Raw genomic sequence first — 13,653 nt, 5'->3', positions numbered from 1 at the left:
GGCAGGCGAAGGAGTGTTGGTGGCAGGGAACGGCTTCACCGTCCATCCGGACGAGTTGCACAAATTCAGCGAGTACCTGGACAAGACCACCGTGCCCGCGGTGAACGACTCCGCGAAGGCGGTCGACGACGCCAACGGCGGCGACACCGACGCGTTCGGCGTCGTGCTGGCGCAGGTGCTCGCCATTCCCGCGCGGATAGCGTTGAAGGTCGTCTCCGACAATCTGCACGGCGTCGCGAAAGACGTGACCGACAGCGCGGACAAGACGCGCCAGGCCAGCGAGCAGTACAGCAAGGGCGACCAGGACCTCGCGAAGGCGTTCGACAAGTTCAAGCCGGAGCAGGTCAAATGAGCGCCGTCGTCCCCATCACGGACTCGAACAACACGACCGGCGCGGGTGTCGCGGACAGCTGGCACAGCGTCGTCTCGTCGATCCAGGAGATCCAGCACCTGCACGGCGGCGACGCGGCCGCGGTCGGGGTCGAGATCGGCGTGTCGATCATCGGCGCGATCGCGGACACCGCGGCGTTCGTCATGGACCCGTTCGGCAAACTGATCGCGGCCGGGCTCGGCTGGCTGATCGAGCACATCTCGTTCCTCAAAGAGGGCCTCGACAAGCTGGCGGGCGACCCCGCGGCGATCAACAAGATGGCCGAGGAACTGCACAAGACCGCCGAGAACCTGCGCAACGCGGCGAAGGACCTGGACACCACGCTGCAGAAGACGGTCGCCAACTGGCAGGGCGAGGGCGCCGAGGCGTTCAAGAAGAACATCGCCGACCGGCGCGGCCAGATCGACAGCGCCGGGCACGCGGTCGACGCCGCGGGCTATGTGGTCAAAACGACGATGGCCCTGGTCTCCGTGGTGCGGTCGCTGATCCGCGACCTGATCACGACGTTCCTCGGCGACGTCATCGCGACCATGCTGATCGCGCTCGCGATGGCGGCGTTCACGTTCGGCGCGTCGATCGTGGTCGGGGTGGGCAACGTGATCCGGTCGGGGATCTCGCTGGCGCTGACGATGGCGTCCAAGATCGCCCGGGTGGTCGGCCTCGGCGGGCGGACCGCGAGCAGGCTGGCCCAGCTGGCGGAGAAGGTCAAGCCTTCACGCGGCGGGGGCGGCGGCACGCACGGCGGGGGCGGAGGCCACGAGATGACCGACCTCAACCCCGGGGGCGGCGGAGGTCACGGCGGGGGCGGGGGTGGCGGCCAGGGCGGTCACGGCGGGAACAACACGCCGCACGACGACGCACCTGGCGGCGGCAACCACCACGAAGACGCGCCCGGTGGCAACAACCACCACGAGGACCAGCCGGGCGGGAACAACCACCACGAAGACGCGCCGGGCGGGAACAACAACCCGCACGAAGAGCGGCCGAACAACCAGCCGCACGAGGACGATCCGTTCGACACCTGGCTGGCCGCGGACCAGCACTTCAACCCGCCGCCCAACCGCCCGCACGACACCCCTGGCGGCAACACGCACCACGAGGACACCCCGGGCGGGGGCGGCAACCACGAGAACACGCCGGGCAACAACACCGGCCACGACAACACCCCCAGCGGCGGCAACCACCACGAGGACAGCCCCGGCGGGAACAACACCCCGCACGACGACACGCCTGGTGGCAACAACCACCACGACGACCAGCCGGGCGGCAACACGAACCACGACGACAACGCGGGCGGGAACCACCACGAGGACAACGCCGGTGGCAACAACGCCCCGCACGATGACACCCCCGGCGGCAACAACCACCACGACGACAACGCGGGCGGCGGCAACCACCACGAAGACAACGCCGGTGGCAACAACGCCCCGCACGATGACACCCCCGGCGGCAACAACCACCACGACGACAACGCAGGTGGCGGCAACCACCACGAAGACACTCCCGGTGGCAACCAGGGCGGCAACCACCAAGAAGGCAACCAGGGAGGCGACCACCACGACAACGCCGAGGGCAATGGCGGCGGCAGCGGAGGGAACGGCGGCGGCAACGAGCGGCCCCCCGGTCCGCAGTCCGCGTTCAAGCCTTACGAGTTCAGCTGGATGAAGAAGCACGAAAGCTGGATGCAGACGGCCTTCGACCTCCCGGAGATCAAGAAGCTCACCGGCGGGAAGAACGCCTGGAAAGACGTCATGAAGTGGCCGGAAGACCAGTGGAAGAAGAACCCGAGGCTCTTCGCCTTCATGAAAACCCTGGCCGACGGCAAGAGCAGCAAGAACTTCGCCGGCTGGGTCGGCAAGGACACGGTCAACTTCGACAAGTCGATCACCGACATCCAGATGCAGGCACAGGAAGCCTGGAACATCTCCGACGAGGAGTGGCGCAAGGAGCACCCGGACCCGGCAGGCGCTGAGTAACCGGGCCAAAAGCCGTGAAGGGCCCCCTGAGGGAATCTGATTCCCTCAGGGGGCCCTTCACGGACCAGAAAGAAGCTCAGTCGGAGGTTTCGGCGAACCGCGCCGTCACGGCTTCGCGGCCTCGTTTGCTCAGTTCGCCGAAGAGGCGCAGCCGGGCGAGGCCGCCGTCGGGGTAGATGTCCAGGCGGATTTCGGTTACCTCGGGGCCGTCGCCCGCCAGGGCGAAGCGGTGCCGGGTGTCGGGCTGCAACCTGGTGCGCGGCAACAGTTCCACCCACTCGCCCTCGTCGAGGCGTCCGCTCACCGACGCCCAGCCGGGCGCGTTTCCCTTGAGGTTGCTGGTGTCCAGCTCCACGAACCGGACCAAGCCCGCGCCCGCCAGCCGCACCGTCGCCCAGTCGTTGCCGTCGTCGCGGCGGCGGGCGGTTTCCCAGCCCTCCGCCTGGTGCGCGGCCAGGCCCGGCGACAGCATGTTGTTCGGCGACGAATAGAACATGTCGCTGCACCCGGTGACGACCGCGCCGTTTTCCAAAGCTGCCAAGTCCAGCGAGCGCGGGTCGAGCAGCGAAGGATCGGGCACGGGCGAACCGTGCACCCGCAGTCGCGCGACGCCGCCGTCGGGGTGCTGGGTGAGGCGCACGTGGGTGTAGCGACGCGGGGACGTCACCTTGTAGCAGTTCTCCGAGTCGCCGACCGCCGGTTCGTGGTCGACCAGGACGTCCCAGTCGGCGTCCTGCAGCTCAGCCGCGCTCGGGTAGCCAGGAACGGAAGTCGCCGCCACGGACACGAACGGCGGGTAGTTGCCCTTGAAGAACGCCGTGTCCACCACGACACCGGACACCACGCCGCCGAGACCGAGGCGGACGAGGGCGTGGTCGTCGCCGGGTTCGCGGTGCCGCCGGGTCTCCCAGCCGTCGTACACCTGGCCCTTCGGCCCGAACGTTTCGGCGCGGTGCGCCGGCCGCCACGGGTTGACCAGGTTTTCCTTTTCGGCGAACAGTTCGTCGCTCGCCCACATCACGGTGCCCCCGAACAGGCGCGAGGCCAGATCGGGCTGGGTAGTCCACTCCGGACGGTCGGACACGTGCTCCTCCATCTCTTCAGCAATTGCCCCGGGTCAGCAAAGTCCCCCTCGGTTCGTCGCCGGTCACCGGCTCGCCGCGCAGCCAGGTGCCGCGCACGACGCCGGCCAGCGGACGCTGGTCGTAGGCGCTCACCGGGTTGCGGTGCGCGAGCTTCGCGACGTCCACGACGAAGGCCTCGTCCGGCGCGAAGACGCAGAAATCGGCGTCACCGCCCGCTTCCAGTTTGCCCTTGCGCGTCATGCCCACCTGCGCGGCCGGCCGCTCGGCCATCCACCGCACCACATCGACGAGAGTGAAGCCGCGCTGGCGGGCCTGCGTCCAGATCGCGGGCAGGCCGAGCTGCAGGCTCGAAATACCGCCCCAGGCGAGACCGAAATCGCCGGTGTCGAAGCGTTTCAGCTCCGGCGTGCACGGCGAATGGTCGCTGACGATCGTGTCGATCACGCCGTCCGCCAAACCCTGCCACAGCAATTCCCGGTTCGCTGCCTCGCGAATCGGCGGGCAGCACTTGAATTGCGTTGCCCCGTCCCGGATCTCCTCGGCGACGAACGACAGATAGTGCGGACAGGTCTCCACCGACAGCGCGACACCCTCGCGGCGGGCACTGGCGATCAGCGGCAAAGCGTCCGAAGAGGACAGATGCAGGACGTGCGCGCGGGCACCGGTGCGCCGGGCCGCTTCGATCACGTGCGTGATGGCCAGGTTTTCCGCGCCGCGCGGGCGGGAACCGAGGAAGTCGTGGTACTTCTCGCCGTGCGGATCAGGGGCGGCGTCGATCGCCTCGGAATCCTCCGCGTGCACGATCATCTGCGCGTCGAACGACTTCAGCTCGCGCAGCGCGGATTCCAGGCCGGCCGCGTCCAGCGGAGGGAATTCGTCGACGCCGGAGTGCAGCAGGAAGCATTTGAAGCCGAAGACGCCCTCGTCGTGCAGCCCGCGCAGATCGCCTTCGTTGCCGGGAATCGCGCCGCCCCAGAACCCGACGTCGACGTGCACCCGGCCGCTCGCCGCCTTGCGCTTGACCTCCAGCGCGGCCACGTCGACCGTCGGCGGCAGGCTGTTGAGCGGCATGTCCACGATCGTCGTGACGCCGCCGGCCGCGGCCGCGCGCGTCGCGGTCTCGAAGCCCTCCCATTCGGCCCGGCCGGGATCGTTGACGTGCACGTGGGTGTCCACGAGACCGGGCAGCAGCACCTCGTCCTCGCCCAGGTCGACGACCCGGCTGCCCGCCATCTCGACGACACCGGGTTCGACCGCGACGATCCGGCCGTCCCGCACGCCGATCGTCGCCGGCCCGAGACCGGCGGGGGTCACCGCACGCGCGGCCCGCACCACGAGGTCCATCGACGGCATCCTCCAGTTCCACGTTACGGAAAGAGTCTTTCGCTCACCGAGATTAGACACGAACTTCCCGGCTCGTCAACGCCGTCCCTACCACGTTACGGTCACCAGGTGGAGTTGGAAGCCGAGTTCACCAGCGAGCCGTTCCGCGGCGAGGGCGCACCGCCGGAGCACGCCGTCCGCGCCCGCGACGCCGCCGACGCGGCCGGGCTCGACACCGACTTCGGCCCGCTCGGCACCCTGGCCCGGGGAAGCGCCGACGAACTGTTCGCCGCGTTGCCGTCGATCGCCCGTGCCGCCCTCGAAGGCGGGGCCACCCGGGTGACGCTGCAACTGCGCCGAACCGACGATTCCGACACCGTTCCGGCGGTCGAACTCAACAGCGCGCTGTCGCGATTGATCGCCGACGTGGAACGCGAACTCGGTTCGAAACTCCGCGATCTCGACCGCCCGGAGAAGCAGCGCGCGGTACGCCTGCTGCGCGAGCGAGGGGCCTTCAACCTGCGGAAATCGGTTTCGGCCGTCGCCGAGGAACTGGGCGTCACGCGGTTCACGGTCTACAACTACCTCAACCGGGAAGCCGACTGAGCCGCGATTCAACAAAGTGTTGACGCATGCTCGACCCGGCCGTACGGTCAGCGGAACACCACCTCCCCGGAGGAGATTCCGTTGCCGCTCGCACTCGCCGAGTTCAACTCCGCGTCCGCCGCCGAACTCCGGCCGACGCTCACCGCCTGCCTGGCCGTGCCGCGCTGGGTCGACACCGTGCTCGACGGCCGCCCGTACGCCGATTTCACCGCACTGAGCAAGAGCGCGGACAGCGCGACTCCGTTGCGGCGCAACGAGATCCGCGACGCGATCGCCGCGCATCCGAGAATCGGGGAACGCCCGACGAGCAAGGGCAGCGACGCCGATTGGTCCCGTTCGGAACAGTCCGGGGTGGACAACGCGGACGTATTCGCCGCCGCCAACGCCGAATACGAGCAGCGCTTCGGCCACGTTTTCCTGGTGTGCGCCAGCGGGCGCAGCGGCGAGGAACTGCTCGCGAACCTGCGCTCCCGGCTCGGCAACGACCCGGAGACCGAACTCGACGTCGCCGGCGCGGAGCTGGCCAAGATCGCGCAACTGCGCCTGGCGAAAGCGGTAACGGCATGAGCGCCGCTTGCAAGCGAATCATGGATATTCATGCCGTCGCCTCCCGGGCAGCCAGTGTGAAACTCATCAAGGAGGCGACGGCATGAGCCTCGTGACCACCCACGTCCTCGACACCGCGGCCGGGAAACCCGCCGCCGGGATCGCCGTGCGGTTCGAGCGCCAGGACGGCTCGCTGCTCGCCGAGGGCAAGACCGACGACGACGGCCGCGTCCGCGACCTCGGCCCGGACACGCTCGCCCCCGGGGTGTACCGGCTGGTCTTCGACACCGGGAGCTACCTCGGCCCGGAGGCGTTCTTCCCCGACGTCACCATCGCCTTCCGGATCGCCGACGGCACGGCGCACCACCACGTGCCGGTGCTGCTGAGCCCGTTCGCCTATTCCACCTATCGCGGGAGCTGACATGGGAATCTCGTTGGGCCCCAACCAGTACGGCAAGGCCGAGGTCCGCCTCGTCACCGTCCGGCGCACCGGCGGCGTGCACCATCTGCGCGACCTCACGGTGTCCTCGGCACTGCGCGGCGACCTGTCGGACACGCACCTCACCGGCGACAACTCCGCCGTGCTGGCCACCGACACGCAGAAGAACACGATGTACGCCTTCGCCAAACAGCAGGACGTCGGCGAGATCGAGGACTTCGCCCTCCGGCTCGGCAGGCGCTTCGTCGACACACAGGAAAAGATCACCGGCGCGCGCATCTCCGTCGAAGAGCAGGGGTGGGACCGCATCACGGTGGACGGCGCGCCGCACGACCACTCGTTCAGCAGCTCCGGCGGCGAACGCCGCACCACCACTGTCACCGTGCACGCCGACCGCGCCTGGGTGGTGTCCGGAGTGGACGGTCTCGTCGTGCTCAAGTCCACCGGGTCCGAATTCCACGGCTACCCGAAGGACGAATACACCACTCTCGCCGAAACCGACGACCGCATTCTCGCCACCGCCGTGACCGCGCGCTGGCGCTACGAGGGATTCACCGGGATCGACTGGGCCAAGAGCCATCGGGAGATCCGGCGAACGCTCCTGGAGACGTTCGCCACCAAGCACAGTCTTTCGCTGCAGCAGACCCTGTACGCGATGGGCGAAGCCGTGCTGCAGGCCCGGCCGGAAGTAGCCGAGATCCGGTTCTCCTTGCCCAACAAGCACCATTTCCTCGTCGATCTAAGCCCCTTCGGCCTCGAGAACTCAGGCGAGGTGTTCTACGCCGCCGACCGGCCGTACGGCCTCATCGAAGGCACGGTGGTCCGCGACGAAGCCGAAGAGCCCGGCCCGGCCTGGACCGACGCCGTGCTCTAGCCCCGAGTCCCCTCCGGGAGAGCGCATGTCAGTTACACAGGAACGACCTTCTCGGCACCCCGTGGACGTGCGGCCTCCGCTGCCACAACTGATCCTCGGAGGAATCCAGCACGTCGCGGCCATGTACGCCGGAGTGGTAGCGCCACCGCTCGTCATCGGCGCGGCCGTCGGCCTCTCCCCCGGCCAGCTCACGCTGTTGATCAGCGCGGCGCTGTTCACCGCGGGACTGGCCACCCTGTTGCAGACCCTCGGTTTCTGGCGCTTCGGCGCGAGACTGCCGCTGGTCAATGGCGTCACTTTCGCCGCCGTCGCGCCGATTCTGTCCATCGCAGCCCAGCATCGCGACGGCAACGCGTTGGGTGTCGTGTACGGCGCCACGCTCGCCGGCGGCGTGTTCGTAGTGCTCGCCGCACCGTTTTTCTCCAAGCTGACGCGGTTTTTCCCGCCGGTGGTGACGGGGACGGTCATCACGCTCATCGGGATCTCGCTGCTGCCGGTCGCCGTGCAGTGGATCGCCGCGCAGCACAAATCGGCCAAGCCCAGCGGGCTCGTGCTGGCCGGGATCACGCTGGTCGCGGTGCTCGTCTTCACCCGGTTCCTGACCGGGTTCTGGAGCCGGATCGCGCTGCTGCTCGGTCTGGTCGTCGGCACCGCCGTCGCGTGGCCGCTCGGCCAAGTCGACACATCGACGCTGAAGCAGGCCCCGGTGTTCGGCATCGTGACGCCGTTCCATTTCGGCGCGCCTGCCTTCGACGTCGCGGCGATCGTCTCGATGCTCATCGTGATGCTCGTGGTGATGGCGGAGAGCACCGCCGACCTGCTGGCACTCGGCGAGATCGTGGACCGGCCGACCACCAGCCGCGTACTGGCCGACGGCCTGCGCGCGGACGGGCTTTCCACTGCGGTCGGCACAATCTTCGGCGGGTTCGCCTGCACGGCGTTCGCGCAGAACATCGGGCTCGTGTCGCTCACCCGCATGGTGAGCCGGTACGTGGTCGCGGCCAGCGGCGTGGTGCTCGTGCTGCTCGGCGTCTTCCCGGTGACCGGCGGGATCGTCGCGCTGGTGCCGCAGCCGGTGCTCGGCGGGGCCGGGCTGGTGCTGTTCGGCAGCGTCGCGGTGAGCGGCATCCGGACGCTCGCGAAGGCGTCGTTCGAGCATCCGATCAACGTCGCGATCGTCGCCGCGTCGCTCGGCGTCGGGCTGGTCCCGATCGTCATGCCGGACTTCTACTCCGGGTTCCCGGCGGCGCTGCAGGTCGTGCTCAACTCCGGGATCAGCGCGGGCTGCGTGACCGCGGTGGTGCTCAACCTGGTGCTCCGGCCGCGCTTGATAGAACGCTCTACTGTCCAGGAGTTATCCTCGGTGGCGTGACAGGCACCAAGGACCGCATCCTCGCCGCCGGGGCGGAGTTGTTCCGGCAAGGCGGCTACGCGGGCACCGGCATGAAGCAGATTGTCGAGAAGGCCGGCGCGCCCTTCGGGTCGGTGTACCACTTCTTCCCCGGCGGCAAGGAACAGCTGGGCGAAGAAGTGGTACGCACCTCGGGGATGCAGTACGGGCAGCTGTTCGAAGTCTTCATCACGCCAGCGCCGGATCTGATTACCGGCCTCGAAACGTTCTTCGGGGCCGCGGTCACCACGTTGCTCGAAACGGACTACGTCGAGGGCTGCCCGATCGCGACCGTCGCGCTCGAAGTGGCGACCACGAACGAACCCCTGCGCAAGGCGACCGCGGACGTATTCGAAGCGTGGACGAAAGCGGGCACCAAGGGTTTCTCCGCCTTCGGCCTTCCCGAGGAGCACGCCCGCACGCTCACGCTCGCCTTGGTGACCAGCCTGGAGGGCGCGTTCGTGTTGTGCCGCTCGATGCGGACGACTGAACCGATGGCGGTCGCGGGCGCGGCAGTGGTCGACGTAGCGCGACGGCTGCTGACCGAACTGGGTGACGACGGGAAACGCCGCACCGAGGACGGCTAAGCTGGGGTCAGCGTCCGGGTCCGCGGGAGGTGGCCGGTGTTCGGTCTCAGCATCGACCACATCGTGATTCTGTTGCTCGCCGGGTTGTTCATCCTCGGCCCGGAGCGGCTGCCCGAGGCCGCGCGCTGGGCCGCGCAGACCCTGAAGCGGGCGCGAGGGTTCGCCGCGGGCACCAAAGCCCAGATCGAAGCGGAACTCGGCCCGGAGTACCAGGAGCTGCGGAAACCGTTGCAGGAACTGCAGTCCCTGCGGATCGGCAATCCCCGCGCCGCCGTGACGAGGTATCTGCTCGACGACACTCCCCCGGCCGCCAGCCCGGTCTCGCCGCCGCCCGCTCCGGTGCCGGTTCCGTTGCGGGCGAACGAGCGGCCGCCGGTCGATCCCGACGCCACCTGAGCTACTCCGCCGCGCGCCACGCCCATCCGGCCAGCACGAGCAGTTCGACCAGTTCCAGCACCGCCATCAGCCGTTCCACGAGCCCGGTCGCGACGGTCGGCAGATGCTGGCCGAATGCGACATTAGCAGCGAACGGAATGAGAAACGGCAGAAAGAACGGCACGGCGGTCAGCCCCAAAATGCGCGACCAGCGCGCGCAACCCCGCCATTGCGGCGAATTCCGATGAGTCCAGCCGAGCAGCCAGCCAGCTAACGGCAAACTCACACAACTGATCCCGGTCGCACCGAGATGCACTTTTCCTACCCACGTCACCGCATTTCCCTGCGGGTCCTTCGTGAACAACGCCACCGCCGCGAGCCCGGCGCACCAGGCGGTCATCGCGACGAGCGTCAGCGGCCCGTACAGAATTCCCCGGCGGCGCAGGACCACGGCCACCACCACCGAACCGGCCGACGTCAGCAGCATCGCCGCCGCCCACATCCACCAGCCGGGAGTCCAGGCGTAGTCGCTGAGCATCGCGCTGACCGGGTCGATCGGACCCCAGTAGCGGCTGACGTGCAGCACCGCCAGGAACGCCGTCGCGATCAGCACCGCGGCCACCGCGGCGCCGAGCGCGCGTTTCGTTCCTTTCGCCGACGGGGCTGGCGCCGGTGCCTGGATCGGCACCGGGGTCAGTTCTGTCGCCACCGCAGGTTCTCCGCTCGCCCGTCCGTTTTCCGAAGCATATCCTGGCCGCGGACTCGTCGCTTTCGGACAGTCTGGCCGAATTGCCGTGCATTCTCAGCGTCCTGCCAGAAATTGCGACTACCCTCGCGGCGGTTCACTGCTTGCTAAAGACGGGAAATTCATGCCTGCCGCGCGCGGTACGGAATTGCGGCTGCTCCTGCTCGCGGTGGCGATCGTCTGGTTCGCGTTCCTGCTCGTGGACGCGAACGCCCTCGGGCAGGTCACCTTCCCGGTTGTCGGCTACGGCGTGTCGTTCACCGCGGTCGTGGCGGTGGCGCACCTCGCGGTCCGGCGCTGGGCCCCGCACGCGGACCCGCTGATCCTGCCGTGCACGGTGCTGCTGAACGGCCTGGGACTGGTGGTGATCCACCGGATCGACCTCGGGCTCGCCGACCAGGCGGTGCAGCGGGGCAAGACGTACTCCGCCGTCGCCGGACAGCAGGTGCTGTGGACGGTCGTGGCGCTGGCGTTGTTCCTGCTCGTGCTCGGGTTCGTGCGCGATCACCGCGTGCTGACCCGGTACGGCTATCTCGCCGGACTGGCCGGGATCGTCGCGGTCCTGCTGCCCGCGCTGCTGCCGGCGGCGCTGTCGGAAGCGGGCGGCGCGAAGGTGTGGATCAAGATCGGCCCGTTGTCGATCCAGCCGGGCGAGTTCGCGAAGCTGTTGCTGATCGTCTTCGCCGCGACCACGCTGGTGGCGAAACGGGAACTGTTCCGGGTGGCCGGGCGGAAAGGGCTCGGCGTCGAACTGCCGCGGGCGCGCGACCTCGGGCCGATCATCCTCGCCGCGCTCGGCTGTGTCGCGGTGCTGGCGTTCGAGAAGGAACTGGGCGCCTCGCTGCTGTTCTTCGGGATCGTGCTGGTGATGATCTACCTGGCGACCGAGCGGGTGATCTGGGTGTACGCCGGGCTGACGGTCTTCGCCGGCGGGTGCGTGCTGGCGTACTTCCTGTTCAACCACGTGCGGCAGCGGGTCGCGAACTGGATGGACCCGCTCGCGACCTACGACCAGCCGGGCGGCGGATACCAAGTCGCGCAAGGGTTGTTCGGCCTCGGCACCGGCGGCATGGGCGGAACCGGCCTCGGCGCGGGCAGGCCGGACATCGTGCCGGAGGCGAACACCGACTTCATCACCGCCAGCATCGGCGAGGAACTGGGCTTTCTCGGACTGGCCGCGGTGCTGATGCTGTACCTGCTGATCGCGCTGCGCGGGATGCGGCACGCGCTCGCCGTCCGCGACAGCTTCGGCAAACTCCTCGGCGGCGGGCTCGCGTTCACCGTGGTGATGCAGATCTTCGTGGTCGTCGGCGGGGTGACGAAGCTGATCCCGGAAACCGGCGTCACCGCACCGTTCCTGTCGAAGGGCGGCTCGTCGCTGCTCGCGAACTACATCCTGGTCGCGTTGCTGCTGCGGATCTCCGACGCGGCTCGCAAGCCGAGCGCGACCGATCCGGTGCAGGCGGTGCGGGCGCCGTTGGCGGAGGCGGGAACGGTGCTGGTCAGACGGCCGCAGTGAGCTAGATGACGCGACGAGGACGGCTTGGGGACGACTCCCGACAGTGTGTCTCTCGTCCGGTCATCGACTGCGAATCCGGCACCGCCGCCGCGAACTTCAAGATCCATCGCGCGGGAACGAGCGCCTGCTTGGACAGCAACACGGGAGGCGACGTCTAGGCGACCAGCGCCTGCCTCGCCGCGAGCAGAACGGCTGTCTTCACCACGTCCTGCTCGTCCAACACCACTGACTGGACGACCTCGTCCACCACGAACAAGTACTTCAAGAACGTGCAGACCGGGCTCTGCCTGAACAACAGCGGCGGCAGCCCCGAAGCGGTCGGAGTGCGGATCTGCCGCGCGCCGACCGCGCTGTGGAGCGTGGAACGAGTCTGACCCTGGAGCCGGTGGGCCGTTCGCGAGGACGGCCCACCGCACTCAGTCTTCCCGCAGCCGGGCGCTAGCCTTCGCCAGCTCGCCCGCGATCGCCGTTTCGTCCGCGGACTTCAACTGCCCGCGGTCCACCACCGATCGTCCGCCCACGAACAGCCTCCGCAGCGGCGGCGGCGCGGCCAGCACCAACGCCGCGACCGGGTCGTCGATACCGGCGTAGTTCAGCCCGTTCAGATCCCATACCGCCAGATCCGCGAGCTTCCCGACCTCGATCGAGCCCATCTCACGCTCCCGGCCGAGGCAGCGCGCGCCGCCCATTGTGCCTAGCCACAACGCTTCCCGCGTGGTCAGCCCCGTCGGCCCACCGCGTTGCCGGGCCTGCAGCAGCGCCTGATGCAGCTCCTCCGCCAGGCCGCCGGATTCGCTCGAAGCCGCGCCGTCGACGCCCAACCCGACCGGCGCGCCCGCGTCGAGCAAGTCCCGCACCGGGGCGATTCCGCTGCCCAGCCGGCCGTTCGACGTCGGGCAGTGCGCGGAACCAGTCGACGTCGCGCCGAACCGGCGGACTGCGTCCGGGGCGAGGTGGACGGTGTGCGCGAGCCAGACGTCCGACGCCAGCCAGCCCAGTTTGTCGGCGTATTCAGCAGGCGTGAGGCCGGTTTCGGCGAGGCATTGCTTTTCCTCGTCCTGGGTTTCGGCCAGGTGCGTGTGCAGCCGGACGCCCTTGCGGCGGGCCAGTTCGGCCGAATCCGTCATCAGCCGCTCGGTGACGGTGAACGGCGAGCACGGGCCCGCCGCGATCCGCAGGTGCGCGCCCGGCGAGGCGTCGTGGTAGCGGTCGATCGCGGATTCGGTGCCGAGCAAGGCGTTCTCGGCGGTCTCGACCAGGCTGTCCGGCGGCAGCCCGCCGTCCGATTCGCCGCGGTCCATCGAGCCGCGGACCAGGTGCAGCCGCAAGCCGATCCGCTCCCGCGCGGCCACGAGCGCGGCCACCTGATCGCCGCCGTCGGCCGGGAAGACGTAGTGATGGTCGGCGACCGTGGTGCAGCCGGTCAGGGCGAGCCGCGCCATTCCGGCGGTGCCCGCGGCGTGCGTGATGTCCTCGTCCAGCTTGGCCCATACCGGGTACAGCGCGACCAGCCACTCGAAGAGCGTGTGGTCGGCGGCGAGGCCCCGGGTGGCCCATTGGCAGAGATGGTGGTGAGTGTTCACGAGGCCCGGCGTGACGAGGCAGCCAGCGGCGTCGACCCGTTCGTCCGCCTCGCCGGTGAAGGCTCCGGCGCCGACGGCAGCGATGCGATCGTCCTCGATGACGACGTGTCCGTCGCGGTACTCGGGACCGCTGACCGTCGCGATCGCGGCGTTCTCGACGACTGTCCTCATGCGACACTCACCTCCGGAAGGGTTCGTGAGTGGCTACCCCGAA

14 protein-coding genes are annotated in these 13,653 nt (G+C 68.9%); 10 read left to right on the top strand and 4 right to left on the bottom strand.

Annotated elements, in window-relative coordinates; translation table 11 throughout:
• Positions 1 to 19 precede the first annotated feature (19 nt).
• Together ACZ7SW_RS14335 and ACZ7SW_RS14330 are read left to right on the top strand one after the other, a co-directional pair.
• Entirely contained in the window at positions 20 to 352 is a 333-nt protein-coding gene (locus tag ACZ7SW_RS14335; protein ID WP_470230832.1) for a type VII secretion target, read from the top strand.
• Positions 349 to 2,367, top strand: a complete 2,019-nt coding sequence (locus ACZ7SW_RS14330; protein ID WP_470230831.1) for a hypothetical protein — start codon at positions 349 to 351, stop codon at positions 2,365 to 2,367. The genes ACZ7SW_RS14335 and ACZ7SW_RS14330 overlap by 4 nt, the downstream gene beginning before the upstream one ends.
• A 76-nt stretch (positions 2,368 to 2,443) precedes the next feature.
• On the opposite strand, the gene alc is transcribed toward ACZ7SW_RS14330, so the two are convergent.
• Together alc and allB are read right to left on the bottom strand one after the other, a co-directional pair.
• Positions 2,444 to 3,463 carry an allantoicase gene (gene alc / locus ACZ7SW_RS14325; protein ID WP_470230830.1) on the bottom strand — a complete coding sequence of 340 codons (1,020 nt, stop codon included), beginning with the start codon at positions 3,461 to 3,463 and terminating at the stop codon, positions 2,444 to 2,446.
• A 4-nt stretch (positions 3,464 to 3,467) separates the two neighbouring features.
• Positions 3,468 to 4,796, bottom strand: a complete 1,329-nt coding sequence (gene allB, locus ACZ7SW_RS14320; RefSeq protein WP_470230829.1) for an allantoinase AllB — start codon at positions 4,794 to 4,796, stop codon at positions 3,468 to 3,470.
• 108 nt (positions 4,797 to 4,904) lie between these two features.
• Here allB and ACZ7SW_RS14315 point away from each other — a divergent pair, with 108 nt between their 5' ends.
• The 7 genes from ACZ7SW_RS14315 to ACZ7SW_RS14285 all read left to right on the top strand — a co-directional run bounded on the left by ACZ7SW_RS14315 (position 4,905) and on the right by ACZ7SW_RS14285 (position 9,613).
• Positions 4,905 to 5,381 (top strand): helix-turn-helix domain-containing protein, encoded by a 477-nt coding sequence (locus ACZ7SW_RS14315; protein ID WP_449673143.1) that lies wholly within the window; start codon positions 4,905 to 4,907, stop codon positions 5,379 to 5,381.
• Between the two features lie 81 nt (positions 5,382 to 5,462).
• On the top strand, positions 5,463 to 5,948 hold the full coding sequence (gene uraD / locus ACZ7SW_RS14310) for a 2-oxo-4-hydroxy-4-carboxy-5-ureidoimidazoline decarboxylase (protein WP_470230828.1): 486 nt from the start codon (positions 5,463 to 5,465) through the stop codon (positions 5,946 to 5,948).
• Positions 5,949 to 6,030: 82 nt separating this feature from the next.
• A complete protein-coding gene (gene uraH, locus ACZ7SW_RS14305) occupies positions 6,031 to 6,348 on the top strand; it encodes a hydroxyisourate hydrolase (RefSeq protein WP_470230827.1) in 318 nt (105 codons plus the stop codon).
• A gap of 1 nt (position 6,349) precedes the next feature.
• Positions 6,350 to 7,240: a factor-independent urate hydroxylase gene (gene pucL / locus ACZ7SW_RS14300; RefSeq protein ID WP_470230826.1), complete on the top strand. Its 891-nt coding sequence runs from the start codon at positions 6,350 to 6,352 to the stop codon at positions 7,238 to 7,240.
• 25 nt (positions 7,241 to 7,265) lie between these two features.
• Complete coding sequence (locus tag ACZ7SW_RS14295) at positions 7,266 to 8,612, top strand: nucleobase:cation symporter-2 family protein (RefSeq protein WP_470230825.1); 1,347 nt, start codon at positions 7,266 to 7,268, stop codon at positions 8,610 to 8,612.
• Positions 8,609 to 9,217, top strand: a complete 609-nt coding sequence (locus ACZ7SW_RS14290; protein ID WP_470230824.1) for a TetR/AcrR family transcriptional regulator — start codon at positions 8,609 to 8,611, stop codon at positions 9,215 to 9,217. Before ACZ7SW_RS14295 ends, ACZ7SW_RS14290 begins: the two co-directional genes overlap by 4 nt.
• Positions 9,218 to 9,253: 36 nt before the next feature.
• Complete coding sequence (locus ACZ7SW_RS14285) at positions 9,254 to 9,613, top strand: twin-arginine translocase TatA/TatE family subunit (RefSeq protein WP_470230823.1); 360 nt, start codon at positions 9,254 to 9,256, stop codon at positions 9,611 to 9,613.
• A gap of 1 nt (position 9,614) precedes the next feature.
• Here ACZ7SW_RS14285 and ACZ7SW_RS14280 read toward each other — a convergent pair whose 3' ends face one another.
• Positions 9,615 to 10,301, bottom strand: coding sequence for a DUF998 domain-containing protein (locus ACZ7SW_RS14280; RefSeq protein WP_470230822.1), 687 nt, complete (start codon positions 10,299 to 10,301; stop codon positions 9,615 to 9,617).
• Positions 10,302 to 10,461: 160 nt separating this feature from the next.
• On the opposite strand from ACZ7SW_RS14280, the gene ACZ7SW_RS14275 reads away from it, so the two are divergent.
• Complete coding sequence (locus tag ACZ7SW_RS14275) at positions 10,462 to 11,856, top strand: FtsW/RodA/SpoVE family cell cycle protein (protein WP_470230821.1); 1,395 nt, start codon at positions 10,462 to 10,464, stop codon at positions 11,854 to 11,856.
• 416 nt (positions 11,857 to 12,272) lie between these two features.
• On the opposite strand, the gene ACZ7SW_RS14270 is transcribed toward ACZ7SW_RS14275, so the two are convergent.
• The gene (locus tag ACZ7SW_RS14270; RefSeq protein ID WP_470230820.1) at positions 12,273 to 13,610 is read right to left on the bottom strand and encodes an 8-oxoguanine deaminase; all 1,338 of its coding nucleotides are present in this window, start codon (positions 13,608 to 13,610) and stop codon (positions 12,273 to 12,275) included.
• Between the last annotated feature and the right edge of the window lie 43 nt (positions 13,611 to 13,653).

The sequence above is a fragment of the Amycolatopsis sp. NPDC114484 genome (assembly GCF_055633755.1).
The sequence above is the reverse complement of the archived record's forward strand: the minus strand, read 5'-3'. Positions and strand labels throughout refer to the sequence as shown.

What these genes read in the sequence shown, in the direction of transcription:
- uraH (WP_470230827.1), top strand. Translation starts at nt 6,031, where the DNA reads ATGAGCCTCGTGACCACCCACGTCCTCGACACCGCGGCCGGGAAACCC.
- allB (WP_470230829.1), bottom strand. Translation starts at nt 4,796, where the DNA reads ATGGACCTCGTGGTGCGGGCCGCGCGTGCGGTGACCCCCGCCGGTCTC.
- alc (WP_470230830.1), bottom strand. Translation starts at nt 3,463, where the DNA reads ATGGAGGAGCACGTGTCCGACCGTCCGGAGTGGACTACCCAGCCCGAT.
- ACZ7SW_RS14295 (WP_470230825.1), top strand. Translation starts at nt 7,266, where the DNA reads ATGTCAGTTACACAGGAACGACCTTCTCGGCACCCCGTGGACGTGCGG.
- ACZ7SW_RS14275 (WP_470230821.1), top strand. Translation starts at nt 10,462, where the DNA reads ATGCCTGCCGCGCGCGGTACGGAATTGCGGCTGCTCCTGCTCGCGGTG.
- ACZ7SW_RS14270 (WP_470230820.1), bottom strand. Translation starts at nt 13,610, where the DNA reads ATGAGGACAGTCGTCGAGAACGCCGCGATCGCGACGGTCAGCGGTCCC.
- ACZ7SW_RS14330 (WP_470230831.1), top strand. Translation starts at nt 349, where the DNA reads ATGAGCGCCGTCGTCCCCATCACGGACTCGAACAACACGACCGGCGCG.
- pucL (WP_470230826.1), top strand. Translation starts at nt 6,350, where the DNA reads ATGGGAATCTCGTTGGGCCCCAACCAGTACGGCAAGGCCGAGGTCCGC.